Raw genomic sequence first — 25,457 nt, 5'->3', positions numbered from 1 at the left:
GCCCACTGTAGAGGCTCGGTACCGCTACAGCGGATCGCCGACCTGGAGGCCGAGCTCGCCGCGTCGCGCCGGCCGGACGCCTGCGCCGGCGTCCACCGGTGGTGCGGTGCGCCGGTTCCACCACAGACAGAACATCAGCACCGTCCAGAGCTTGCGCGAGTGGTCGTGGGCTCCGCGGCGGTGGGCCGTGAGCAGGGACTGGACGTACTTCATGTCCAGCAGGTCGTCGACGTCCGTCGTGGCGAAGACCTCCGCCGCCCACTCGCCCACGACGCCGCGGAGCCACACCCGCGTCGGGGTCGGGAAGCCCAGCTTGCGCCGGTCGACCACGGCGTCGGGGACGATGCCGCGGACCGCCTCGCGCAGCGCCAGCTTCGTCGTGCGGCCCAGCTTGAGCGACGTCGGCAGGGCGGCCGCGGCCGCGTACACGGCCCGGTCGAGGAACGGCACCCGCAGCTCCAGCGAGTGGGCCATCGTCATCCGGTCGGCCTTCGTCAGGATGTCGCCGGGCAGCCAGGTGTGCAGGTCGACGTACTGCATCGTGGCCACGTCGTCGAGGTCGGCCGCCTCGCGGTACAGCGGCGCCGTGACCGCGGTGTGCGCGGCCCCCGGCATCCGCATGAGCCGCGCCTTCTCGGCCGGGCCGAAGATGCGGGCGTTGCCGTAGTACCGCGCCTCCATCGGGGTCGTCGCCCGGTCGAGGAAGCTCTTGCCGCGCACGCCCTCGGGCAGCGCCGCCGACAGGGCGCGCAGCCCGCGCCGCACCGGGTCGGGCAGGCCCGCCACGGTGGCCAGGGCGCCCGGCTCGCGGTAGATCTCGTAGCCGGCGAACAGCTCGTCGGCGCCCTCGCCGGACAGCACGACGGTCACGTCCTGCGCGGCGCGCCGGGCCAGGAACCACAGCGGCACGATCGCCGGGTCGGCGACCGGGTCGTCGAGGTGCCAGACGATCTGCGGCAGCGCGCTGATGACGTCCTCGTCGCGCACGACCGTCGCGGTGATGCCCACGCCGAGCGCCGCGGCCGTCTCCGCGGCGGCCTCGATCTCCGAGTAGCGGGCGTCGTCGAAGCCGACCGTGTACGTGTGGATGTTCGGGTGCCGCTCCTTGGCCAGGGCGACGACCGCGGTCGAGTCGACGCCGCTGGACAGGAACGCGCCCAGCGGCACCTCGGACTGGAGATGGGCGTGGACGCTGTCGCGCAGCGCGTCGCGCACGGCGGCGACCGCCACGTCCGCCGGGAGCGTCGCGGGGCGCAGGGAGTGCCGGAAGTACCGCTCGATGCGCGGCTCCTCGCCGGCGCGGTAGGTGAGCGTGTGGCCGGCCGGCAGGCGGCGCACGGCGGTGTGCAGGGTCGCCGGCTCCGGCACGTACTGGAACGTCAGGTAGTTGGCCAGGGCGTCGGCGTCGACGTCGCCGCCCGCGTACGGCAGGAGGGCCTTCTTCTCGCTGGCGAGGAACAGGCCGGACGCGGTCTGCATGAGGTACAACGGCTTGATCCCGAACGGGTCCCGCATCGCGTGGAGCGTGCTGGTGTCCCGGTCCCAGGCCGCGATCGCGAACATCCCCCGCAGCCGGCGCACCGCCGACGGCCCCCAGTGGTGGAACGCCGCGGCCAGCACCTCCGCCTCCCCCTCGGTGGCGAAGACGGCCCCGTGCTCCTGCATGAGCTGCGCGCGCAGCTGCCGGTAGTTGTAGATCTCGCCGTTGAAGACGACGGTCCAGCCGGCGTAGCGCATCGGCTGGCGGCTGTGCGCCACGTCGACGATCGCGAGGCGCTGGAAACCGAACGCGACGCCGGCGTCCAGCGCCACCCCGGTCTCGTCGGGGCCGCGGTGCCGCAGGCGGTCCAGCGCCTCGGCGAAGCCCGGCACGTCGACGGTACCGGTGGCACTCACGAACACCAGAAGTCCACACATGGCGGCGAGTGTGCGGATCCGGGCGTTGGGAACTGATGAAGAAGTGTGGCCGGGATCAAAACCCGACCCCGGTTTCGCAGGTTCTTCACATTCGGCGCGGGACAATGGCCCGGATGAGCGCACGAATCCTGGTCGCGGAGGACGACCCGAAGCAGGCCGAACTGATCCGGCTGTACCTCGAACGCGACGGGCACAGCGTGCTCACCGTCAACAACGGTCGAGCGGCGCTGGAGCAGTGCCGCTCGCGCAAGCCCGACCTGCTGGTCCTCGACGTCATGATGCCGCTGGTCGACGGCCTCGACGTGTGCCGGATCCTCCGGGCCGAGTCCACCGTGGCGATCCTGCTGGTCACGGCCCGCTCCACCGAGGACGACCTGCTGCTCGGCCTCGACCTGGGCGCCGACGACTACATGACGAAGCCGGTCAGCCCGCGGGAACTCACCGCCCGGGTGCGGGCACTGCTGCGCCGGGCCGGGATCGGCAGCCCGGGCCACCAGCGGGTGCTGCAGGTCGGCAACCTGACCGTCGACGCCGGCCGGTTCGAGGTGCGGGTCGGCGACGCGGCGGTGGTGCTCACGGCCAAGGAGTTCGGCATCCTGGAGCTGCTCGCGGGCGAGCCCGGCCGGGTGTTCACCCGCGGCGAGATCATCAACCGGGTGTTCGGGTTCGAGCGTGACGTGTCGGAGCGAACGGTCGACGCACACGTGGTGAACCTGCGCCGCAAGATCGAGGCGGAGCCGATGGAGCCACGGTACGTCCAGACCGTCTACGGCCGGGGCTACCGCCTCGCCGACCAGACCTCATGAGCGGTCCGGAGCGGAGCGGAGGGGCCGCTCATCATCGGCTCAGCTGTGGCTCGTGCGCCCGGAGCGAAGCGGAGGGTGCATGAGTTTCCGGGCCCGGGTGTTCGGGCTGGTCCTGCTGGTGGCGGTGATCGCGGTCGGGGCCACCGCCTGGCTGACGTTCAAGCTGGCCACCCGCCAGATCGACGAGTCGCAGGAGAAGGCCACCCAGCACGTCGTCGACACCGCCGACATCGTGCGGTCGTACGCGCGCCGGCACGGCACCTGGGCGGGTGTCTCCTTCAAGGTGCAGGAGCTGTCCGAGGCCAACCACCAGCGGATCCGGCTCGTGAACCTGTACGGGCAGGTCACGGTCGACAGCGACCACCTGGCCAAGCGTGCGGCCCGCCCGGTCGTCAGCCCGCCGACGCTCATCGACCCGCGCCCGACGCTGACCCTGCCGGACAACCTGGACGAGCAACCCTGGCCGCAGGACCTCAAGGCCGTCCAGGACGTCAAGGTGCGGGGCCTCACGAAGGCCGAGGCGATCACGCTCAGCGGGATCCGCGGGTTCCGCCAGGCGCAGCTGCTCGCCCGCTGCCTCACCGACCGCGGGATCGAGCCGCCGGCCGTGACCCCGGACAAGTTCGGGATCCCGGTCCCCGCCGCCGCGACGGACACATCGGACTGCGCCCAGACGATCAAGCCGGAGCTGGTCGACGACGAGGGCGGCGACGTGGCCGCCGTCGAGGTCTGCCGCTCCGAGAAGGTGCCGAACCCCTGCCTGGTCCGGGTGTTCGGCGAGCGGGTGTCGGCGTTCGCGCCCGAGCCGCTGCAGCTGTTCCTCGGCGCCGTCGACGACGACCCGGCCAAGCTGGTCGGCGGCCCGATGGCCGTCGCGGCCGGCAGCGTCCTGGTCCTCGCGCTGGCCGGCACGGCCATGGTCGCCCGGCACGTCAGCCGTCCGGTGCGCTCGCTGACCGCGGCGTCGCGCCGCCTCGCCGACGGCCACCTCGACACCCGGGTACCGCTGGTCGGCGGCGGCGAACTGGGCCAGCTCTCGACGTCGTTCAACCGGATGGCCCAGGCCATCGAGGCCTCCGAGCAGGCCCAGCGCCGCCTGGTCGCCAGCGTCGCGCACGAGCTGCGGACCCCGCTGTCCAACCTGCTGGGCTACCTGGAGGCGCTCCAGGACGGCGTGGTCCCGCCGTCGCGCGAGCTGTTCGCCTCCCTGCACGACGAGGCCCAGCTCCAGCGGCGCATCCTCGACGACCTGCAGGACCTGACGCTGGCCGAGGCCGGCCACCTGACGTACCGCCGGGTCGACTTCGACCTGGCCGAGCTGGTCGAGACGGCCCGCGTGGCGCACCTGGCGGTGGCGGAGGCGACCGGCGTGCGGCTGCGCGCGGAGGTCGCCGGCCCCCTGCCGTTCCACGGCGACCACGACCGCCTCCGCCAGCTCCTCGGCAACCTGGTCACCAACGCGCTGCGGTACACGGACGCGGGCGGCTCGGTGATCCTGCGGGCGTACGTGGCGAACGGCCGCCCGGTCCTGGAGGTCGAGGACACCGGCTGCGGTATCGCGACCGCCGACCTGCCGTTCGTCTTCCACCGCTTCTGGCGCGCCGACCCGGCCCGCGACCGCGCGACGGGCGGCAGCGGCCTGGGCCTGACGATCGCCCGCCAGATCGCCCGCGACCACGGCGGCGAGATCTCCGTGGCCAGCGAGGTGGGAGTCGGCTCGACGTTCCGCGTCACCCTGTGACCGTCACCCTGTATCGAGCAACGATGATCGGCTGATGACCGTTGAACTGACCATCGGCGTGGACGCCCTGCTGGCCCGGGCCCGCGAGGGCATGCAGCGCCTCGGCCCGCACGAGACCCGGGCCGCCGCAGCCGCCGGGGCTCTCCTTGTCGACACCCGGACCGAGACACAGCGCCGGGAGCAGGGCGAGCTGCCCGGCGCCCTGGTCATCGACCGCACGGTCCTGGAGTGGCGCCTCGACCCGGCGTCCCCGGACCGCATCCCGGAGGCGACCGACTACGACCGCCTGGTCATCGTGGTGTGCCGTCAGGGGTACAGCTCCAGCCTGGCCGCGGCGAGCCTGCGCGCGGTGGGCCTGCACCGCGCGACGGACCTGGTGGGCGGCGTCGAGGCCTGGCTGGCCGCGGGCCTCCCGATGGCCGAGGGCCCGGCCGACGTCCGCCGCTAGCGAGGTGTCCACCGACGTTCGCCGGGTCGGCATCGCCCCCGCGCCACGAGCCTCGCGCGGGTCATCCCGCAGCCGGCGCCAGCAGGGCGGCGGTCGTGTGCCGACCGCCGCCCTGGTCCCCCACCCCCTCGGCGAAGCTGCGCACGGCGCGGCGCCGCAGCCCGTCATTCCAGCAGCACGCGCAGCGGGGGTAGCTGGTTCACGAGTGCGGCGGGATTCTCGACGTGGGCGTTATGTCCCAGTCCCGGCAGGACCACGAACTCCGGGACCAGGGCGTCGAGGTCGGCGGACGACACCAGCTGGTCGTGCTCGCCGCGGGCCAGCAGCACGGGCACGGGGGCGGCGGCGAGCAGGGCCGCGACCCCCGGCTCCCCCACGCCGAACGCCCGCTGGTCGAAGGCCAGGCCCCACCCGCCGGGTACCGCGCGGACGGCCGCGTCGGGTGCGGCCGCGAGACCGTCGAGCCCGGCGATGCGCAGGTGCCGCCGCTCGGCCTCGTCCCGCGCGGCGAAGATCGATGCGGGCCGCGCGGCCAGGTCCGCCGCCTTCGCCAGCTCGGCCGGCGTCCACGACACCTTGATCCCGACGCCCACCACGGCCCGGACGCCGGGCACGCCGGCCAGGTGCAGGCCGACCACGCCGCCGAAGGAGTGGCCGACGACCACCGTCCCGGCCGGGTCCACGAGCGGCGCGACGGCGGCCGCCACCGCCGCGAACGTGTACCCGTCCAGGTGCGCTGACCCGCCGTGGCCCGGAAGGTCGGGCGCCACCCAGGAGACACCCGCCAGCGCCTGCCCCACCCCGTCCCACACGTCGGCGGTCGCGCCGAGCCCGTGCAGCAACACCACCGTGGGACCCCGCCCACCGCCACGCAACACCCGCAGTTCGGTCATGCATCCTCCGCTTCGCTCCGGCCGCATGCCTTTGAAGCTGAGCCCATGATGACCGGTCCCTCCGCTTCGCTCCGGACCGGTCATGCGCTCAGCATCACACGGCAGAAGCATAAGCAAGCTATATAAGTTAGTGATATACCAGTGCCATGGGAGCCTTCAGGCAGCCGCGGGCCGTGTGGGCCGTGGCGTTCGCTTGCGTTCCTGGATAGCATCAGTGCATGCGCACTGTTCTCTACGGACGCCAATCAAAAGGCGACGAATCTTCGGTAGAAGACCAAATCACTGAACAAACAACCGACGTAACCGAGCAAGGTTGGCAGATTGTTGCCATTCTCAGTGACCTTGTCTCAGCCTCCAGATTCGGTAAAAAACAACGCGATGACTGGTTGCAGTTGCTGGACCTGGTCCGCAACGGCGCCGTAGATGTCGTGTGCTTCTGGGAATCTTCGCGCGGTTCCCGTGAACTTGAAGACTGGGTGGTCTTCCTCAAGCTGTGCAGAACCAAAGGTGTCAAGCTGCGCATCACCAAAGACAAAGAAACCATCGACCTGGGTAGCGCCAAAGCGTTTCGGGACATGGCCTCAGATGGCCTGCACAACGCATATGAGTCTGACATTCGCTCAGACAACACCAAACGTGGCGTACGTATGAAGGCTGCTGCTGGTCGACCACCAGGAAAGTTGGTCTTTGGTTACGAGCGCAGCCGCAAAGGCAAGGAAATCACGCAGTGGATAAACGAGCCTGAGGCAGTCATTGTCCGGCGCATCTTCAAAGAGTTCTCCGAAGGTAAGTCACTGCGCAGCATTGCTCTAGAGCTTCATAAGGAAAAGATCGGCACGAAAGGTGGCGCAGCCTGGTCCCATACGACTTTAAGAAGAATGTTATTGAATCCGACGTACCTGGGTGAGCGATGGTTTCAAGGCAAATTTGTCGCCAAAGGCATTTGGCCACCCATCATCGACCGAGCAACCTTCGTGACCGTCGCTGCGATACTCGCTGACCCAAACCGCAAAGTGAACCACGATGGCAGTTTCAAGTATTGGCTGTCAGGTGTTGCCCAATGTGACGAGTGTTCCTCATTGCTGCGTGTGGGCCGGACCCGAGGTGTTACGCACTACCGGTGCTTTGGGTCGGGTTACTGTGTCTCGATTCGTGCGGACGACCTAGAAGCGTATGTGGCTGACCAGGTGAAGGAACGCATGCTGTCGGTACGCACAGTTGAAAAGGATGAAATTGGTATTCGAGTACCTATTTTGGAAGACGAAACCGTGAAAACCCTTGAGAGCCGGCTCTTAGACGTCAAACAAGCCATCGTTGATGGCACGTACAGCATTGCGTTTGGTGGCGAAGTTGCGGCCGACATTGAGCGCAAGCTGACCGAAGCCAAAGAACGAGCATCGGCAAAGCTGGTCAAGAAAACCGTAACGTTGCTGCGTTGGTCAGGTGCGGAGTTTGATGACATGACGCCTGAGCAGAAGCGCAAAGTTGCGGAAAGCTACGTGACCGTAAGGGTTCGCAAAGTTGGCAAGACTGGCAGCATTCGCATTGCGGCGGAAGATCGGGTAACCGTGGCAGATGTAGAACTGACGGAATTCATCTAATGAATTGGACCAGAAGTCTGAACGGTGTCCCTATTTGAATAGGGTGATAAGCAAGGGCTAGAAGTCTGAACGGTGTTATAACTCGAATTATATTAAAGGCAAGGGCCAGGATCTCCGGATTCTGGCCCTTTTACTTTGTCGGCACCGACAAAGTTTCTTCTTCTATTCCTGTCAATCTTCGAAGATTGGCACAAACATTGCTCTTGAAAGAGGCAGGTTGGTCAAATCGAAAAATCGGAGAAAAGCTCAACATAGGCGAAACGCAGGTGCGCAGTGATGTCGGGTCCGACACGACAGCGCACCCAACCGAAGATCAACTTTGGCAAGCTGGTCTTGCGCATCAGCGAGTCGGACAGACCCTTAAAGAAGATCCACGCGAGTCGGTTACCGCGCCCAGAGCGCTATAACTGTTCAAGATCAACTATCTACCGGCCGTGCGCCGAGATCCCTACCCCCGTTCCCCGGAGGTAGTAATTCAAGATCAACTCTGCAACCCTTCCCTCAGGCCGTCCACAGGCGGGCAAACGGTGCCCTCAGATGCCCTGTGAGCCTTGTTGATCTCTAGTTGGTAGCTCGGTACACCCCTGGCCCTGGTCGAGGAGGTGGAGATGCTGACGAACACGCCCTGAGCGTGTTCTACGCAGAGTGAAGCCGGCCGTTACAGCTTGTAGACCAGGGTGATTTACCGGGGTTTAGGGGACAGCATTTCCAGCATCATTGAGCGCATGGCTTCTTACAACATTTCCCTCAGCATCAGTGCTGACACGGATTACCTTCTGGCCGAGCGTGCCGAAGACATGGGTATTTCACAGCAAGACGTGGTGCGGCTGGCACTTGCGCAATATCTCGGCATGAATCCCGAACACGCAAAAGTGCAGCGCGGACGCAAGACAGAACCGACAGAATCGAAGTATCTGAAGTATTTTGAGCAGGAACGACTATGACGGATTCCGACGCTCTATTTTTCCCTCTATTGCAATTCACGCACTGCCCAATAACCAAGATCATGTCAACCGGCACAATATAGTTATTATCGGACATCACCCAGCGTAACAATCGGGCCTGTATAAAACCTGTATAACCATGCATAATCCCAGTACTTGGGAGCTTTGCAGGGGTGTATGGGGTGTATCCGCATAAGCGCAGGTCAGAGCCTTGATCCAGGCCAGATAATAGCTATTATGTCAAGCTGCCTGCGGTTGTTGTGACAATGGGTAATTGGGTTCGGTCGCTTAGAGCGACTGTGAGAAATCGCATATCCGCGCAACGCTACGGATTGTTACGCCCGAGGGTAGGGACGAGTACGGATTCCAGGGCCTGAAATTCCTACCGTGCTTGTAGGGGCCTAAAACCGCAGGTCAGGAGCTTGTGTAGGGCGTCCACAAGGGAGAGTCCACTGTGGAACGCGATCATGATGCAGCGGCGCACGGCCCGAAATGTCACGCAGTGTCACGTATCGAAGATCGTAACGGTCTGTGAGTTGACAATTGTGTGACTTGGTGGCAGTCATTTCCGGCCGATTTCTTCGAACGGGTCCCTGCCCCGCCCGAGTCGCTTACCCCGCTTACCCGCCTGATTACTGGTTACGCCCTATAGGCGTAACCAACCCAGTAATCAGTGGCTACACCTGATTACTCAAGCCTCAGTAATCGTGAGTAATCGAGTAATCGATAAGGTAACCCCGGGTTTTGATAAGCCCTCCAAGCAACTGACCAAGCAAGTGTCGATTACTCAGAAAGATCATCAAGCCCACCCTTAACGTATCGAAGAGTAAGCATATAACAGATCGTCGTACGCACTCTATGGCACCAGCCGCTTGTGGTCGGTACTGTAGTGGTGTACGCGGCAGGTGGAGGCACTTGGAGCCACTGGGCGCGCGTATGGATTTGCCGAAATCGCAGCAACTAAACAGTGGATATAACTGCGAAAACCTCACAACTGAAGACTCGAATCAAACAAAGAAACCTTGAAACAGCAGGCAACAAGGAATCTGATTCGGGCCTTCAATTGTGAGGTTTTCTGTGCCTATCGATCGTCTCATGACTCCCGACGATGTTGCCGAAATGCTCGGCACGTCGAAAAAGTTTGTGTATGAACGTGTGCGCGATGGCGATTTGGAACACATCAAGTTGGGGACCAGCCGCTTTGCACCGCTACGCATCCGTGAGTCCGAAGTGATGCGCTACTTGACCGAAAATACGGTCGCAGCAAAGAAAGCAGGGTGAGACCCAATGAGTCTCACCCCGGCACCAAATACAGATCGAACCACCACCACTGACGATATCACCCGAGAATTCCTGCTGACCACCTTTCGCACCACTGGATTTATGACCCTCGGGCGCATGGTCGGCAAGGACCGCACCACATACCGGCAGAGCATGTTCCGGTACCCCGAACAAATGGAGTACATCCTCCATCACATTTCACGATTTCGGGAAACACACAATCTCTACGTCTGCACAACCCTGTCAGGCACGGGCAAAACTCGCGTTGATGCGCCGTTGCCGACAACTGTTGTATGGGCAGACCTAGACGACTGCGATCCTGCGGAACTGTTCACCAAACCCACCTACCTCATCCGTACGAGCCCTGGTCGGCATCAAGCCTGGTGGGTGCTCAACCGGCCCGTAGAAGCCTCTGAGGCTGTCATGTACGCCCGAAACATCGCTGCGAGGCACAAGGACCAGGGTTGTGACACTCATGGCGGCCTAGGCAAGCTGATGCGGCTTCCTGGCACTCTCAATCACAACTACCCGGGATCACCTCCGATTGTGGAGGTTCCGGATGAGCAATGAGCCAATCAACGGATTCGACGGTGCGTACCTTTCTACGCCTCTTGGTAGCGGCGCACGGCTGGTGTTCGCAGAAAACGAGCCTCTACCCGATGTTCTACCGGGATTGGTGAACCACGTACTTGCGCAGCATGAGGGCAAGTACCAAAAGGCAGCAAACAAGGAATACGACCGTTCCGTCATGGTGCAAGAGGCAGCCTTTGTCTGCCGACGTACGGGACTCACTAGGGCGCAGACTCTTACCCTCCTAAAAACCAAACATCACCCGTCGATTGGGCTTGTCATGGAAAAGGGACAGGACTGGTTTGATAGGCAGTTCCCTTCCATCGTTGAACACCTTGACCTAGCGCATCCACATGAGGGCAAGACCTGCACACTGGAATGCCCCGGAATCTCAGACAATGACCGTACAGCGCTCATTCTGAATGAAAAGCTCAAGACCCCGCCGGCCGACCCTTTTGACATTGAGGTTAAAAAGCGCCTCGAATACCTGAGGGTTGATGAGGAAGCACGCCGCTTACTGCGCGCGGAAAAGGTTGCTGCCCAACCGATTCCAGCCGGTATGAAGCTGACTGACCTACTCACCATCACTTACGAAGATGCCGTAGATCTCATCGAAAAGTTGTTGCCCAAGGATGGCAACGCATTCTTCTTTGCTCAAGCCAAAGCCGGAAAGACCACCTTCCTCAACAACTTGATTCGCGCGCTTGTGGACGAGCTAGTTTTCCTTGGGAAGTACCAGGTTGCGAAGCTGACCGGCAATGTCGGAGTCATCAACCTAGAAATGTCAGAACGTAAGAACACTCAATGGTTGCGTGACCTAGACATCAAAAACACCGATCGGGTTCGTATCTGGAATCTGCGCGGTCAAGCTTCCCTGTTTGACATGCGTGATCCAGCTCGCCGCAAGGAATGGGCGCTACGGCTTAACGATGAGGGAGTCACGGTCCTAACTTGGGACTGTATGAAGCCTGTTGTTAAGTCGCTGGGCTTGAGTGAAGACAAGGATTTGGGCCTACTGCTGTACGGCTTCACTGAAATGTTGTTGATGGCTGGTGTTTCAGAAAGCGTTGTGGTTCACCACGCGGGTTGGAATCCTGCGCACTCAATCGGAGATAGCTCGGTTGAGGGTTGGGCCGATGCGATTTGGAGCCTTTCCTCAGAAGAGAAAGAAGTCGAATCCCTCGCTGAGACTGGCGGCAAGTACATCAACGTCAAGCAAAAGACCAAGGTGCGATCGTTCGCTGCCAAAGGTCGCGATGTCGAAGTCTACAAAACCAAACTGCACTATGACCCCTTCACCAGACTCCTTACGCTGCAAGAAAACCCATCCTCCACTGTGGAGCGTCAACTCTTCGACTTCGTTAAGACACACGGTGGAACCTATGACAAGGGCATCGTTGCACTGCGCAACGAGACAAAACTTGGAAAAGACGTTCTAGACGCTGCAATCGATGCGCTTGGGGAACGTGACCTGATGTCGGTCGACACCACAGCTAAACCCCACGTTTTCACCGTTGCTGAGGAATGGATCGAGGAATGAGCCGCAAGCCGTTGCCTAAGGGCCGATACACCATGCAGACACCAGCCGGGGAAGTCACCATTGATTGGGACCCTGACTCGGATTACGCAAAAGCACTGCGGCGTGTTCGTGATGCTATGCGTGCTGGTCGGAATCCAGACCCAGAGGATGCGGAAATCGTTCGTCGGTGGGCCGAATCGTGAAAACCACAGAACTAGTGAAGCTCGACCTTTACGAAAAGATTTGGCGGCTGACCCTTGAGGGCAAGTCGCAGAGCGAGATTGCACAGGTTGTTGGACTGACCCAGCCCCGTATCTCACAGATTCTCAACAAGGAAATCATCCCTGCGAAACAACAGGCTCTAGAGACACACCGACAGATCCAATTTGAAAAGTGTCAAGAACTTATTAACGAAAATTGGGAACGCGCTACCGGCGGAAACAGTGCAGCGGCGCAAACCGTCCTCAAGGCGATGGACCACCAGGCGAAGTTGTACGGACTGTACAAGGCTCAAGAGCTTCAGGCATCCGGCGGAACCATCGTTTACGAGCGTGTCCTTATGGCGCTAGCGGAACGTGTTGAGCGTGAGCCATGGGAAATCGAGCGAGAACAACAAGTAGCGGCATATTCGCTTGAACTTGAGGCATTGAACGGAGAAGCGGCGTGACTGAATACAAGTGGGTAACCATCGGCTTTGAGCCGACAGCGCGCAAGGGTCGGATTCGCGGAAAGGTTGGTGTTGAAACCAAGCATTTCTTGCTTCAAGGCTGGTTGCTGCAACAGCGTTGGTCAAGGCCGAGTGAAGACGCACCTTGGAATGAGGGCTCACCCGAACACACGCGAGTGGTTCCGGCTGTATTTCAGTCTTCCATCGGTCAATTGATCTCTTTATACGATCTTCCAGAATTCACTTTTGAAGCCATAGCTTTTGAATAATGCGATGAACGGTGAAACCACAATCCGCGCAGACGAAAACCACACCGTCATCGTGATCGAGGTGGAGGGTGAGTCATGACTGTTGACTTTCACAAGCTCATCGCTGAGCTACAGGAAGAGATCGACATTCATCGGAAGAACGAGATCCTTGCGTATGCCTTCCTCAAAGCTGAGGAAGACGGCCTAGGTCGCTTCCTGCCGAGCTTCTTTGCACACGAGGGTAAGAACGTGGAAGCGGCCGAATCCGTCAAGCGTCATTTCGATGAGTACGTCGCATCGAACTATGGTCCGGTCGATGATGCTTTCGTCATGACGTACGAGGTAGAGCCATGAGTAAGCGATTCGTCATGACCAGTCGGCAATACTGCCGACCAGAACTGACATTTCCCTACCGCGAGATTGCCGATGATGTCCTGTTGCATTCCAACGGAGCCCTGAAACGGTTCTACTGCAACGAATGTGCGGGATACCACTTGTTTCCGGCTGATGCTCCAAAGCCGTATCGGTGGGAGTTGCCATGAACTTGTTGCACTTGTACGCGCTGGACAACCACACTGTCGACTGTGGACGCTCCACAGTGGAGGATTACCGGATTCGCTTGTGCCAGCACCACACCACGTCGCTGTGCGTCTGCGTCGTCTGCGGCGGCATCCTGTACTACCAACCGAAAGTCGGCATTCCCTCATGCCCATGTGCAAAGGCAATGCAACGGCTTAGCTCTACCCAAGGTTCTCTCGCTTCCAAGACTAGGCGGGATCATGTGCGTGCTGTGCCAGATGGGACCAGAAAACGTCGATGAGGTTATCGGCAGGGCCATGATCTGGCGTCATTCGTACCCAAATGACACTCCCGAACAGCTAGAGCAACGCATCCTGCAAGCAGCATTGCCCGATCTCATGCTCCGCCTCATCGAACTTGCCGAAAACAAGACTGATGCAATCGTGGCAAACGAAGCGCTGGAATACCTCCAAAAAGTAACCATCGCGCACGATGATCTAGCCGAGTTGTACTTGCAAGTTTGGGATGAGAGAACATGCCGCTGACTTCCCGGGATATCGCACGTGTCCAGCGCGTCAAACTGCCTGTAGTACCTCGGGAAGTCGTTCGGCGTGTGCACCTGGTCCTACAACTGATCCCTCCACTGCCGCGTGTCGAGCTGTTCGGGGATGAGTCCGGAACGGTCTACAACTTCCCCGAAAAACTGCCTCAGCGAGCGTTTGAGAGCTTCTGTGAAATGGTTGGTTCGGGAGTTGCAGAAAGCGACGCAGCCCTAGCGGCCGGCCGACCTTTAGTAAAACCGGTACCTGAGCTTTCAGAAAGCGACACTGCCGAGCTTGCAGAGCTACTTGCGGACATCTTTGTAAGCGAGGTGAACCGTCGTGTTGCGCAGCTTCCAAATGGAACCGGGCTGGGACACCAAACTACAGCGTGAGCTTGACAAGAAACTAGAAGAACTTGCAGAACAGATTGCCAACCAGGCCCGTGCAAACCTCGCCGCACACACCATTACCGGTGACCTCCTGAAATCCGTTCGTGCCGAAGGTCCCGACACCTTTATCGGAACGGACCACTGGCGACACTTCGAATACGGAACCCAACGGCACACCATCAAGGCCAAACCGAAAAAGGCACTCAAGTTCAACGGTACTTATGCCAAAAAGGTTAACCATCCTGGCAACCGAGAGTATGCCCCGATGCGCAAAGCACTCGACGCAGTCTTTGTGAGCATCAACGCAGGTGTTGCGGATGGTTTTGTCAGTGGTGGCGATGGTTTTATCAGTGGCGGTTAGAGGTTCACGTGGCAATCAATATTGCAAGGGGTGTCGTATCCCTTATCGGTGATGTCGACCGTGCCCAAATTCGACGCAATGCTCGTGTTGCCGCAACCATTGCGGCGGACGAGTCGGAGAAAGAAGCGCGGCGGCGCAAGGGTGGCTTTTTCAGCACGCTTTTTGATGTCGACAAGAGTCGCATTGCGAAAGTCTCGACGGAAGTCGGTAAGGCATTTCTGACCGGCTGGTTGAAATCAAATGCAGGGCTTGCGCAGGAAATCTACCGAGGATTCGCAAGCTTCCTGTCAAAGCCACTGGTGGCACTGTTCGGTGTCATCGGCCTTGAGGCAGTAGCGGGATTTGTTGCAGCGATTCTTGGGTCGGCTGCTCTCGCTTCACTGATAGCCGGTTTCGGCGCAATCGGTGTGTTCATGGCGCTGAGCATGAGCAAATCCTTTGAGGACGCATTCAACGAAGCAATGAAGTTGGACCGCGCCCAGCTCAAGCTAGCGGAGTCGGCTGCAAAACTCTCAGAAGCGCTCAAAGAGGGAAAGCGCACGCTTGACCTGAATACCGAGGCTGGGCGTAACCACATCAACGCCATTCTCGACCAGGTCCAAGCGTACAAAGATGTGTATGACGCGAATATCGCCGCTGGTATGTCGGTGGCGGAAGCGACCAAGCGATACAACGAAAGCATCGATTGGCTCAAGAAGCACTCGAAAGAACTTGGTTACAACGCTGCGGCTGTCGATGAGCTACTGAACAAGTACCGCAAGGTTCCATCCCTGATTGACACGGTCAAGGATGCCTTCAACCAAATGAAGCGCGCGGTAGGCGACGCATCATTGGTGTTGGTCCAACCAATTCTGGACAGTCTCGATGTCGCTAAGGCCATCTTCAAAGAAAAGCTGATCAACCCGCTGCGATCAGTCTTCAATAGCGTCGGGAAATACTTCACCACCCTGACGGTTTCCATTGGTGAAGGGCTGTACCGATTCATTACCCAGATTGACAAAGCGCTTAAGAGCGGCGGAATCGGTGAGTTTATCAATCAACTCACTGCCAATCTCCCCCGGATATTTGAGGCAGTGGGTGAGGCATCCGCGTATCTGGCAGGTAAGGGAAACATCATCGGTAATGCCTTTGGCATCGCCACGACCTGGATTGAGAAATTCTTTTGGGTACTCTCGCGCGGCATTGTGGTGTTCTCACAAGTGCTCGTGTTGCTCTCCGCCCTGTGGAATTCGATCACCTCTGGTGTCGGCTCAATTGGGAACATGGCTACGGCCTGGTCCGGTGTGACTTCCTCACTCGGTGGCGTACTTACCGCACTTTCGGCGTACGCGACAGCATTAACCGATGGCACAAACGAACAAGCAACCAAGGATGCCGCCACAAAACTCAGTGCAGCATGGGCAACTTTCAAGACAAAACTCGCTGCCTTGTGGGATGAGATCTTCGCAAAGATCAAAGAGATTTGGGCTAACAACATCAAGCCATGGCTGACCGAACAAGCCAAAGTCATCATGGATGCGCTTCTGCGCCTTATTGGTGAGCGCCTGGTGTCCCTCGGAAATGACATGCTCGCAAAAGCTCGGCAAGCTGTCGCCAACTTCATTGTTGAGATTGCAACGCTGCCAATAAAGACAGGGTTGGCTTTGGCGTCACTGCCGATCACCATCGGACAAGCCATTGCGAATGCTGCAACCCGCGCTTATGAAGGTGGTCAAGCCATCATTTCGTCTCTCATCAACGGCCTTACCTCCCGCTTGCAAGCGCTGCGCAACATTGCTGAGGAAATCGGCCAAACCATTGCTGACTTCCTGCCAGGATCTCCGGTCAAAAAGGGTCCACTGCGGGTTCTCAATAACCACTACGCAGGTGGTCAAATCGTGAAAATGCTTTCGGACGGCATGGCCTATCGCATGAAACTGCTGGATTTCAACTCAAACATGATGGCTGGAAACTTCGCAGGTACCTTCGGATCAGATTTGGCAGACGGTATAGACGAGCAAAGCAGTATTACTAAGAACTTCTACATCACTCAGAACATTAGCACTCAGGAAATCAGCCCGATCCGGCAAGCCGCCGCATTGGGTTGGGAAGTTTCTACACTTATGTAGGAGGAATTTATGTTCGGCCCTGAGATTCCACTCGTTTCGCTGCCCGAGCTTCCTCCCGAGCGTCCACAGGCGCAGCGAACAACCCGTAGCTTTGACGAGATTGCAGCCGAGCTATACAAGCTCACTGAGACTTTGCGGGAAGAGCTACCGTTCCCGCGGCTTGTGCAACTCGTCCTCTTTCAGGACGAAACCAAGACCTATCTAGAAGCGGCCGAAGAGGCAGCCCGCCGTTGGCCGAAGTCGTATGAAACACACCGGCACAACACACTGAAGGGGTACTAAGATGAGTGTTTACACTGTTCCTGGAAAGTACATTCAGCGCGGCGATGAAATCGACGGCCGGCTGGTCATTCAAGCAATCAAAGAGAATGGTCGCGGAATCGTTACTTGCTTGATGAGTGATGGTACCGAAGTAAGGTTCCCTCTTGATGCGCAAGTTGCGGTTGTGAACAACACCTCGCGGGCAGTGGTGGAATTCGCACCTGTGCAACCGGCTACGGTCGACCCTGTGCCCTCCACACGTGATCGATTCAAGGTGCGTTCTGCACGGCAACGTGCAAAGGCGGCGGAAATGGAAGCGGTCGGATACGAATACGATCCTTCTGCGCGTTACAAGACGGCCTAAAATGACGCGATATCACACGGGAGATCCCAGCGGCGCTCAGATCATCGCTGACATTCTCCGTCGCCTGCATATCCTTGAGTCCGGTCACCGCGCCAGTGATACCGCTGTCGACAAAGGTTTGTTTACCGTACGGTCTGGCGCAACTATGGAAGTTCGCCGCCCGACTGATGATGCGGTAGTTGCCCGAATCGGTCGGTTGCGTTCTGACGACCTTTGGGGAATTGCGGCATACAACCCCCAAGCGAATACCGATGCACCAATGATTGAAGTTGGTGCGGGCGAGCCTGGTGGTTTCCTCGACGATGGCATTTTGAACATTACTGACGTTGACGGCTCGATTATTTTCAACATTGCCCAGCCGTGGGGGTTGGGAGCGCCATATGCGGCATACAACATCACCGCATCAGCATTACTCACAACTCCCACAACAACGACCACCTCGGGCAGTTTCGCCCCGCTGTGGACGGCCTTTGGTCAAACCTACCATCCGTCAATCATGGTGCATTACGTAATCCAGACGGATGTCGGTACGACAGCCGAAGTGCGATTGCGTGACGGTTACAACAGTTATCCAACTACACCAGCCATTTCCTACGGTTCTGGGACAAACGCCATTGACGCACAGTCCTACCAACACGCTGGAACCCAACTCGCCGAAGCACCGTTTGCGGGTATGGGGTTTCGGACCGAACTTGAGGCACGCCGGGTAAGTGGTGGCGGTGTGGTCCGACTGCAAGCAATTGCGGCATTGGGAGTCGCAGCATAAAGAAAAGCCCTAGGTCAGGCGGAGACCTAGGGCTTTTCTCTGTAACAGGAATCAAACACCGAAGAGAAATCTTCGACAGCAACGACCCGAGCGGCAACTCAGTTTGATCTGTCCTCTTGAGCGTACACAGCAAAAGACCCCCGGGGGGAGTAGCCGACGTGAGGCTTTTCCCGGGGGTCTTTCGTCGCCTAAGGAGGGATATCCCAATGGCGTGCTCCAAGCCAATGCTACGCCGATAGCACCGGTAGAGACTAGCTGGAACCGCTGACGTAGCGCTGCAGCTCGCCCGGGGGCACGTGCATCGCGACCAGGGGCACGGTGGGCACCCAATCGAAGAACCGTTTGCGCAATGCTTCGATATCGTCACTGGTTTTGCCAGCATCCGCGAAATCGCCCATTGCGTCAGAGAAATGTGCTCCTAGCATCATGCGCAGTCTGGTGCGTTCCCCGACGTAATCGGTACGGAACTTCGCCTTACGTGCCTCACAGGGCCATGGCTCACCATCAACCGTGCAGACCCAGGTGGGTCGTGAGTAGGTGTGTCGCACCTCGCCCATGGTTCCTCCCACAACGAAGATTTTGGATGGGGGTGGTGGCCCTCATGTCCGGCCCGTTGGACTACGAACCACCACACCCAAGGCGAGCTTTCCATGGAAACCATGGAAAGTACAGGTTCCCTGGGAAGATCCAGAAACGTGGGGAAACACTGATCTTGTGAGTGGTTTCGTCCCTGACTATCAGCGCGTGGCGGAAGACATCCGTCAGGCCATCCGGGATGGTCGCTACACACCAGGCAGCAAACTGCCAGTTCGGCGCCTACTGATTGAGCAGTACAGCGTGAGCGGACAAGTCATCGATTCGGCCATGTTGGTGCTCAAGGCTGAAGGTTGGGTGCGTGGCCACCAGGGACGTGGCACCTACGTGGCAGACAACCCACCAACGGCCTGAAACCGTTGCCCTGTAAGGGTTTCAGCTTCCTGGGGTTCATCACTTCGGGAGTTCCGGAAGTGATGCTTTGGCCGAACGGTAGCGTTCGCGTGCGTCATCTCGTTCATGGGCATCGGGCTCGTCGACCCGATCCTGCCGGCGCTGTCCAAGCAGCTCGACGCCTCGCCGTCGCAGGTGTCGCTGCTGTTCACCAGCTACCTGCTGGTGACCGCCGTCGCCATGCTCGTGACGAACTGGGTGTCCAGCCGGCTGGGCGCCAAGCGGACGCTCGTCGCCGGCCTGATCCTCATCGTCGTGTTCGCCGGCCTCGCCGGTACCTCCGGATCCATCGGCGGCATCGTGGGCTTCCGGGCCGGCTGGGGGCTCGGCAACGCCCTGTTCATCGCCACCAGCCTCGCCATCATCGTGGCCAGCGCCAGCGGCGGCATCGCGGGCGCCATCATCCTGTACGAGACCGCGCTCGGGGTCGGCATCGCGGTCGGTCCGCTGCTCGGCGGGTACCTCGGCGCGATCAGCTGGCGGGGACCGTTCTTCGGCGTGAGCGTGCTGATGGCCGTCGCGCTCGTGCTCACGCTCGTGCTCGTCCCGGCGACCCCGAAGCCCGACCACAAGACCTCGCTGAAGGCGCCGATCGTCGCGCTGAAGGACCGCGGGCTGCTGATCATGAGCCTGGCCGCGGTCTGCTACAACTGGGGCTTCTTCACGCTGCTCGGCTACGCGCCCTACCCGATGCACCTCGACGAGCACCGGCTCGGCCTGGTCTTCGCCGGCTGGGGCCTGCTCGTCGCGCTGTTCAGCATCGCCGTCGCGCCGCGGCTGGAGAAGCGCTTCGGCACCGTGCGGACGCTCTACGTCAACATGGCCGGCCTGGCCGTCGTGCTCGCCGTCATCGGCGCCTGGACCGGCAGCGCCACCGCCGTCATCGTCGCGACCATCGTCTCCGGCGCGTTCATCGGCATCAACAACACGCTCACCACGCAGGCCGTCATGACGGTCGCGAAGGTCGAGCGGCCGGTCGCCTCCGCGTCGTACGGGTTCGTGCGGTTCATCGGCGGCGGCCTCGCGCCGTTCGTCGCCGGCAAGCTCGCCGACCACTTCGACATGCACGTGCCGTTCTTCGTCGGCGCCGTCGCGCTGCTGCTGGCCATCGTGGTCCTCGCCGCGGGGCGCCGGTTCATCACCACCGAGCCCGAGCCCGAGCCCGCCGCGGCCGGGCGGCGGCCGGTCCTGGTCGCGGTCGACGCCTCCGACGCCGCCGCGGCGGTCACCGCGAAGGCCGTCGAGCTCGCCGCCCGGCGGCACGCGCCGATCGAGGTGCTGCACGTGTACGAGGTCGACGTCATCGGCGACGACGCCGTGGAGCGGGAGTCCCTCCAGGAGGCCAACCGGGTGGTGGCCGGGCACGTCGCGGAGATCACGGCGACGGGTGCCGTGCCGGCGGTGTCGGGTCACGTGCTGCGCAGCGTCGCCGACCACGCCGCCACGGGCCGCCTGCTGGTCCGGGAGGCCGAGCGGCTCGGCGCGCAGGTCCTCGTGGTCGGCCGGTCCACCAGCGGCCCGATCGCCCGGTGGCTCGACGACAGCAGCACCCAGCGGGTCCTGGCCGAGGCCACCACGGACGTGCTGGTGGTCCAGGGAACTCCGTTGACCGCCCAGCCCTAGTCCGGTTGGCTGCCCGCATGAGCGGTTCCGGAGCGCAGCGGAGGAGGCCGCTCATCATGGGCTCAGGGTGGAGCTCAGGCGGCCGGAGCGAAGCGGAGGACGAATGAGCGAGCTGCGGATCCTGGCCGTGTCGGACGGGCCGGCCGCCGACGACTGGCGGCACGTCCACAACGTGATCATCCCGGCCGACGCGCTGAGCGCCGACGAGGTCCGCGAGCGGATCGGCCGCAACCGCCTCCACGTGGCGTACCGGGGTGACACGCTCGTGGGCTGCACGACGGTCCGGCCGGGGACGACCGCCACGGTCATCGTGCGGGTGCTTCCGGAGTACCGCCGGCAGGGCATCGGCCGGCAGCTGCACGCCATGGCCCTCGCCGAGGCGCGGTCGCTCGCCGCCGAGCGGATCGAGACGGTCGTGTGGGCGTCCAATGTGGACGGTCTGCGGTTCGCCGCGGCGCACGGGTACGTCGACGAGGTCGACCGCTACCTGCCGGACGGCGAGGACGTCCCGTACGTCACCCTGAGACGGGCCTGACTCGACAGCACCGCCACGACGGCCAGCAGCACCAGGGCCGAGCCGAACGCCACGGCCGGCTCGGCCAGCGGTGGCACGCCCGCCCACCGCAGCCCGGGCAGCGAACCGGCGGCGGCCAGCCAGGCGGCGACGGCCGCCACGGCCCCGGCGACGCCGGCCGCGAGGACCAGCCGCAGCGCGGCCAGCGGCTCGACCAGCCGGGCGGTGCGGGCCGGCAGCCCCTGCGCGCGCAGCGCCCGCAGGTCGGCCGCGCTCCCGCCGATGGTGCCGACGATCAGGGCGGCCGCGGCGAGGGCGACCGCGATCGCGCCCGCCACCAGGTAGAACCGCAGGCCCTGGGCACTGCCCTCGCCGGCGAGCGCGGTGCGGGCGTCGCCGACCGTGTGCCGGCTCTCGACGGTGAGGCCGCGGGACACCAGCGCGTCGACGATCGACGGCGGGGCGTCGGCGGTGAGCCACACCTCGGCGTCCTCGGCGGCGCTGTCGGTGGCGAGCCGGTCGGCGTAGTCGAGGTCGACCAGGGCGCCGGTGGTGCCGAGCCGCGGCAGCCGGTCGGCGGTGGCGACGATGCGGGCCTGGACCGACTTGCCGCCGAACGAGCCGACCGTGCCCTCCGGCGGCAGCGGGCCCGTGGCCAGCACCGGCAGCGCCTCGGGCGCGTCGACGGTGCGCAGGATGCCGGCGTCGGCGCGCGATGACGCGGGGAGCGTGAACGTGACCCCGCCGCCGTCGGCCGGCGCCGCCGACGCGCCGGGCGCGACCCGCCAGCGGGGCGACGGCGGGTTGTGCACGGCCAGCACGACCGTCGGCCCCAGATAGGGAGGCAGTCGTACCGTGAGGTCGACGAGCCGGCACCCGGCCGCGCACGGCAGGTCGGCGGCGTAGGTCGCCCGCCCCGGCCGCAGCGCGCCGAGCTCCACGGCCGTGGTGGCCCGCCCGTCCCGGGGCGCGACGGTGACCGCGAACGCGATGTCCGTCCGGTCCAGCGACGTGACCGTGACGTCGAGCGCGATGTGGTCCGTGGTGAGCACCACGGGCTCCCCGTCGACCGGCGGGTGGAGGAGGCCGGCCAGCTCGGTGCGCGGGACCGACGCGGACGTGTGGGACAGGATCGCGACCCGGTCGAGCCGCGTCGCGTCGACGGCCAGCACGGCGGGGGCGGCGGCCGAGGCCGGGATGGGCACGACCGCCATCGCGTACCGGCCGTCGGGGTCGGCGGCCCGGACCGCGCTCAGCAGGTGCGTGCGGCTGCTCGCGCCGACCTGGAGCACGACCGGCGCGCCGGTGCTCACGTCGGCGTCGACCGCCTGCCGCTGGGTGACGGCGGTGCCGGCGGCCGCGGCGAACCCGAGCGACGCGAGCGCGACGACGAGCACGACGAGGACCCGCGCGCCGACCGGCCGGCGGGCCAGGCGCAGCCCGGCCAGGGCGGCGGCGAGCCGGCCCCGGCGCAGCGACCGGCGGGCCGCGGCGGCGGCGAGCGGCGGCACCACGGCCGCGGCGGCCAGCGCGACGGCGAGCATGACGAGGGCCGGCGCCACGAGTGCGACCCCGCCGCCGAACCCGTCGGCGCCGCGCAGCTGGACGGTGGCCACGGCGGCGGCGACGAGGACGAGGACGACGGCCCCGCGCCAGCGCGGGACCCGCCGCTCGACCTCGCGCAGGAGCGCGCTCACCGGCGCCGCCACGGTGCGCACGGCGACCACGAGCGCCAGGAGCACCGCGCCGAGGACCGCGATGCCGGCGTACCGCAGCGCGCCCGGCGTGCTCCAGCCGCCGGCGACGGAGAACCCGGCGACCGCGCCCACGGGCACGGCGACGATCATCTCGCCGGCCGCCAGCCACCACCGCCAGTGCCGGGCGACGCCGCGCAGGGCGATGATGCCGTGCTCGAAGCGGCGGGCCCGGGCGGCGGCCGACACGGCGAGGACGATGACCGCCCAGGCGAGCACGAGGACCGGAGCGACGGCGTACGGGACGGTGGCCCGCACCGCGGCCCGCCGCTCGTCGATGCGCTCGATGACGCCGTCGAGGTCGGTCGACAGCCGCGCACCCTCGGTGCTGCGCCGCTTCGCGCTCACGACCCAGTCGCGCAGCGCGTCCAGCGACGCGACGCTGATCGCGCCGGGCCGCGGATAGGCGTTGTACGCCTGCAGCTCCGCGGGCCTGGCGAAGGTGGCGAGGGTGCGCCGGTCGACCGAGAGCGCCGGGCCGGTGAGGTCGGCGAGCGCGCCGCTGCGGCCCCAGTAGGGCTCGGCGCTGTCGCGGGCCCGGACGATCCCGACGACGGTCAGGGCGGTCGGGCCGCCGGCCGGGACGTACTTGTTGATGAGGTCGTCGTAGCGGGAGCCGCTCATCGAGATCGCCTGGCCGGGCTTCACCCCGAGCCGCTCGGCGGAGTGCTCGCCGACGACCGCCTCGCCGGCGCCCATGAGGCAGCGGCCGGCGACGATCACGACGTGCTCGCAGAGGCGTTCGCGGTACGAGATCCGGGAGAGCTGCTCGGCGGTGGCCACCGGCAGCTCGGTGGGCTGCGCGACGAACTGGGCGGAGAACACCGACTCGTAGCCGGGCGCGTCGAGCCAGCCGGACGCGAGGCTCTCGAACGTGCGCGGCATGCTGCCGTCGCCGGTCGACTCGACCTGGCCGGTGACGACGACGTTGAGGTCGCCGGCGGCGGCGCCGGCCACCTCGGCGGCGACGATGCGCCGGTCGGCCCGGTCGACGTAGACGGGCGCGGCGACGGCGGCGGCGGTCGCCAGCGCGGTGAGCAGGGCGACGGTGAGCGCGCGGGCCCAGCGGGACCGCAGCATGGCCAGCACCAGCGCGATCACGGGCGCTCCTCCCCGTTCTTCGGCGCGGCACCGGCCAGCGCGACGGCGGCGAACACCGCCAGGGCGAACACCGCCACGACCCCGAGGGCCAGCGGCTGGACGGCAGGCTCGGTGACCGGCCAGCGGTCGGTGAACGGTCGCACGGGCGGCGGGGCGAGCAGGCGCAGCGCGACGGCGGCGAGCAGCCCGACCGGCACGCCGACGAGGACCGGGGCGAGCGCCGACCAGCGGCCGGCGGTGCGCAGCGCGGCCCGCCCGACGCCCTGGCGGCGCAGCGCGGCCCGCTCGGCGGCCCGCTGGCGGCGGTCGACGGCGGCGACGACGGCCGCGGTGACCCCGCCGAGCAGCAGGATGGCGGCGGCGCCGACGAGGCCGCCGAGGAGGATCAGCGCGGGAGCGAGCCGCCCGGCCCGCACGGTGGCCCGGTCGACGGTGTCGTCGCCGATGACGGTGAGGCCGGCGGCGCGCAGCCGGTCGACGGTCCGGTCGGTGGCCGCCGGGCCGAGCCAGACCTCGGGGCGGTCGCCGGAGCCGCCGGGCCGGCCTGCGGCGGCGATGCGCTGGGCGTAGTCGAGGTCGACGACGATGCCCCCGGTGCCGCCGCGGGGGACGGTGGCGACCGGGTGGGGCGCCAGCGGTACCGTGGCGCCGAAGATCGTCACCACGGGCTCCTCGTGGGCGGGCAGGGCGTCGCCCGCGACCAGGGCCGGCAGCGGGACCGGCGTATTGACGGCGTAGAGACGGCTGTCGACCGGCGAGGTGCTCATCGGGGCCGCGTCGACGAGGCGCAGGCCACCGCCGGACTGGTCGACCTGGATGCCGCTGACGGCCTGGCCCAATGTCGTGCGCCAGCGGGCCGGGTCGCCGAATGCGCCGGCGTCGACCACGGCGCGGCCGCCGGCGGTCAGCTCGCGCAGCTCGACCGGGCCGTGGTCGGCGTCGATCGCGTCGACCCGGCAGCCGCGGTCGCAGGCCGGGACGGCGACGGTGCGGGCCGACGGCTGCGGGTCGAGCGGGCCGAACTCGGCGCCGACCTGCTCACCGGTCCCGGTGACGGACAGCGCGACGCGGATCCGCGTGCCGTCGCCGCCCGCGGTCAGGGTGAGCGCGGTGCCGGTGAACTCCAGCGGCGCCGGGGCCGTCCCCTGCAGCGCCTCGGCGGGGGCCCCGGTCACCGCCGCGAACCGGGTGCTGTCGACGGCGACGACGGGGGCCGCGCCGGCCGCGCCGGTGACGACGACGGCCATCGCCTCCCTGCCCGACGGGTCGGCGGCGCGCACGGCGGCGAGCAGCCGGGCCGGGGCGACCGGGGCGACCCGCAGCACCCGGTCGGCGCCGAGCTCGACGGCGGCCCGCTCGGCCCGGGCGGTGGCGGCGCCGGCCCAGTCCTGGGCGGCGAGCGCGGCGACGCAGGTGGCGGCGGCGAGGACGGGCACGATGCGGTACGCGGTGCGGCGCCGCCCGAGGGTCAGCCCGGCGTGTCCGCTTTTGGCGGTTTATTGGCTTTTCGCGGCGGCGGGCTGGCGTCCTCTC

General features: G+C 64.2%; 25 protein-coding genes and 1 pseudogene. 21 read left to right on the top strand and 5 right to left on the bottom strand.

From position 1 onward, the window contains the following. Positions 1–24 precede the first annotated feature (24 nt). Positions 25–1,917, bottom strand: a complete 1,893-nt coding sequence (gene asnB / locus ABZS66_RS36385) for an asparagine synthase (glutamine-hydrolyzing) (RefSeq protein ID WP_354765827.1) — start codon at positions 1,915–1,917, stop codon at positions 25–27. A gap of 104 nt (positions 1,918–2,021) precedes the next feature. Between asnB and ABZS66_RS36380 the strand changes: the two genes are divergently transcribed. The 3 genes from ABZS66_RS36380 (at position 2,022) to ABZS66_RS36370 (ending at position 4,912) form a co-directional block, all read left to right on the top strand. Beyond that, a complete protein-coding gene (locus tag ABZS66_RS36380; protein WP_354765825.1) occupies positions 2,022–2,723 on the top strand; it encodes a response regulator transcription factor in 702 nt (233 codons plus the stop codon). 79 nt (positions 2,724–2,802) lie between these two features. Then, a complete protein-coding gene (locus ABZS66_RS36375; RefSeq protein WP_354765823.1) occupies positions 2,803–4,464 on the top strand; it encodes an ATP-binding protein in 1,662 nt (553 codons plus the stop codon). Positions 4,465–4,498: 34 nt separating this feature from the next. Further along, positions 4,499–4,912 (top strand): rhodanese-like domain-containing protein, encoded by a 414-nt coding sequence (locus tag ABZS66_RS36370; RefSeq protein ID WP_354765821.1) that lies wholly within the window; start codon positions 4,499–4,501, stop codon positions 4,910–4,912. 164 nt (positions 4,913–5,076) lie between these two features. Here ABZS66_RS36370 and ABZS66_RS36365 read toward each other — a convergent pair whose 3' ends face one another. After that, on the bottom strand, positions 5,077–5,805 hold the full coding sequence (locus tag ABZS66_RS36365; protein ID WP_354765819.1) for an alpha/beta hydrolase: 729 nt from the start codon (positions 5,803–5,805) through the stop codon (positions 5,077–5,079). A 218-nt stretch (positions 5,806–6,023) separates the two neighbouring features. Here ABZS66_RS36365 and ABZS66_RS36360 point away from each other — a divergent pair, with 218 nt between their 5' ends. From ABZS66_RS36360 to ABZS66_RS36295, 14 genes are all read left to right on the top strand, one after another. Continuing rightward, complete coding sequence (locus ABZS66_RS36360; RefSeq protein WP_354765817.1) at positions 6,024–7,406, top strand: recombinase family protein; 1,383 nt, start codon at positions 6,024–6,026, stop codon at positions 7,404–7,406. 725 nt (positions 7,407–8,131) lie between these two features. Further along, positions 8,132–8,350 (top strand): CopG family transcriptional regulator, encoded by a 219-nt coding sequence (locus ABZS66_RS36355; RefSeq protein WP_354765815.1) that lies wholly within the window; start codon positions 8,132–8,134, stop codon positions 8,348–8,350. A gap of 1,095 nt (positions 8,351–9,445) precedes the next feature. Beyond that, on the top strand, positions 9,446–9,631 hold the full coding sequence (locus ABZS66_RS36350; protein WP_354765813.1) for a helix-turn-helix domain-containing protein: 186 nt from the start codon (positions 9,446–9,448) through the stop codon (positions 9,629–9,631). Between the two features lie 6 nt (positions 9,632–9,637). Further along, a complete protein-coding gene (locus ABZS66_RS36345) occupies positions 9,638–10,201 on the top strand; it encodes a DNA-primase RepB domain-containing protein (RefSeq protein ID WP_354765811.1) in 564 nt (187 codons plus the stop codon). Next, entirely contained in the window at positions 10,191–11,741 is a 1,551-nt protein-coding gene (locus ABZS66_RS36340) for an AAA family ATPase (RefSeq protein ID WP_354765809.1), read from the top strand. The genes ABZS66_RS36345 and ABZS66_RS36340 overlap by 11 nt, the downstream gene beginning before the upstream one ends. 178 nt (positions 11,742–11,919) lie before the next feature. Next, complete coding sequence (locus ABZS66_RS36335) at positions 11,920–12,387, top strand: hypothetical protein (protein WP_354765807.1); 468 nt, start codon at positions 11,920–11,922, stop codon at positions 12,385–12,387. Then, a complete protein-coding gene (locus tag ABZS66_RS36330; RefSeq protein WP_354765805.1) occupies positions 12,384–12,656 on the top strand; it encodes a hypothetical protein in 273 nt (90 codons plus the stop codon). Before ABZS66_RS36335 ends, ABZS66_RS36330 begins: the two co-directional genes overlap by 4 nt. 75 nt (positions 12,657–12,731) lie before the next feature. Beyond that, entirely contained in the window at positions 12,732–12,989 is a 258-nt protein-coding gene (locus tag ABZS66_RS36325) for a hypothetical protein (RefSeq protein ID WP_354765803.1), read from the top strand. A gap of 431 nt (positions 12,990–13,420) precedes the next feature. After that, positions 13,421–13,699, top strand: a complete 279-nt coding sequence (locus ABZS66_RS36320) for a hypothetical protein (RefSeq protein WP_354765801.1) — start codon at positions 13,421–13,423, stop codon at positions 13,697–13,699. Between the two features lie 336 nt (positions 13,700–14,035). Next, on the top strand, positions 14,036–14,446 hold the full coding sequence (locus tag ABZS66_RS36315) for a hypothetical protein (RefSeq protein WP_354765799.1): 411 nt from the start codon (positions 14,036–14,038) through the stop codon (positions 14,444–14,446). A gap of 8 nt (positions 14,447–14,454) precedes the next feature. Further along, complete coding sequence (locus ABZS66_RS36310; protein ID WP_354765797.1) at positions 14,455–16,554, top strand: hypothetical protein; 2,100 nt, start codon at positions 14,455–14,457, stop codon at positions 16,552–16,554. A 9-nt stretch (positions 16,555–16,563) separates the two neighbouring features. Then, positions 16,564–16,836, top strand: a complete 273-nt coding sequence (locus ABZS66_RS36305; protein WP_354765795.1) for a hypothetical protein — start codon at positions 16,564–16,566, stop codon at positions 16,834–16,836. Between the two features lies 1 nt (position 16,837). Further along, positions 16,838–17,179 (top strand): hypothetical protein, encoded by a 342-nt coding sequence (locus ABZS66_RS36300; protein ID WP_354765793.1) that lies wholly within the window; start codon positions 16,838–16,840, stop codon positions 17,177–17,179. 1 nt (position 17,180) lies between these two features. Further along, entirely contained in the window at positions 17,181–17,945 is a 765-nt protein-coding gene (locus tag ABZS66_RS36295; protein ID WP_354765791.1) for a hypothetical protein, read from the top strand. 251 nt (positions 17,946–18,196) lie between these two features. On the opposite strand, the gene ABZS66_RS36290 is transcribed toward ABZS66_RS36295, so the two are convergent. Continuing rightward, a complete protein-coding gene (locus ABZS66_RS36290; RefSeq protein WP_354765789.1) occupies positions 18,197–18,502 on the bottom strand; it encodes a hypothetical protein in 306 nt (101 codons plus the stop codon). Positions 18,503–18,689: 187 nt separating this feature from the next. On the opposite strand from ABZS66_RS36290, the gene ABZS66_RS36285 reads away from it, so the two are divergent. The 4 genes and pseudogenes from ABZS66_RS36285 (at position 18,690) to ABZS66_RS36270 (ending at position 21,090) form a co-directional block, all read left to right on the top strand. Continuing rightward, a complete protein-coding gene (locus ABZS66_RS36285) occupies positions 18,690–18,893 on the top strand; it encodes a winged helix-turn-helix domain-containing protein (RefSeq protein ID WP_354765787.1) in 204 nt (67 codons plus the stop codon). Between the two features lie 93 nt (positions 18,894–18,986). Then, positions 18,987–20,099 (top strand): annotated as a pseudogene (locus ABZS66_RS36280) (MFS transporter); the annotation flags it as partial. A 21-nt stretch (positions 20,100–20,120) separates the two neighbouring features. Then, on the top strand, positions 20,121–20,555 hold the full coding sequence (locus tag ABZS66_RS36275) for a universal stress protein (protein ID WP_354765859.1): 435 nt from the start codon (positions 20,121–20,123) through the stop codon (positions 20,553–20,555). Between the two features lie 103 nt (positions 20,556–20,658). Continuing rightward, on the top strand, positions 20,659–21,090 hold the full coding sequence (locus tag ABZS66_RS36270; protein ID WP_354765785.1) for a GNAT family N-acetyltransferase: 432 nt from the start codon (positions 20,659–20,661) through the stop codon (positions 21,088–21,090). Here ABZS66_RS36270 and ABZS66_RS36265 read toward each other — a convergent pair. Both ABZS66_RS36265 and ABZS66_RS36260 read right to left on the bottom strand, forming a co-directional pair. Then, the gene (locus ABZS66_RS36265) at positions 21,039–23,924 is read right to left on the bottom strand and encodes a hypothetical protein (RefSeq protein WP_354765783.1); all 2,886 of its coding nucleotides are present in this window, start codon (positions 23,922–23,924) and stop codon (positions 21,039–21,041) included. The genes ABZS66_RS36270 and ABZS66_RS36265 overlap by 52 nt on opposite strands. Next, a complete protein-coding gene (locus ABZS66_RS36260) occupies positions 23,921–25,360 on the bottom strand; it encodes a hypothetical protein (protein ID WP_354765781.1) in 1,440 nt (479 codons plus the stop codon). Before ABZS66_RS36260 ends, ABZS66_RS36265 begins: the two co-directional genes overlap by 4 nt. Positions 25,361–25,457: the final 97 nt, after the last annotated feature.

The organism is Dactylosporangium sp. NPDC005572, from assembly GCF_040605515.1.
Taxonomy (GTDB): domain Bacteria; phylum Actinomycetota; class Actinomycetes; order Mycobacteriales; family Micromonosporaceae; genus Dactylosporangium.
The sequence above is the reverse complement of the archived record's forward strand: the minus strand, read 5'-3'. Positions and strand labels throughout refer to the sequence as shown.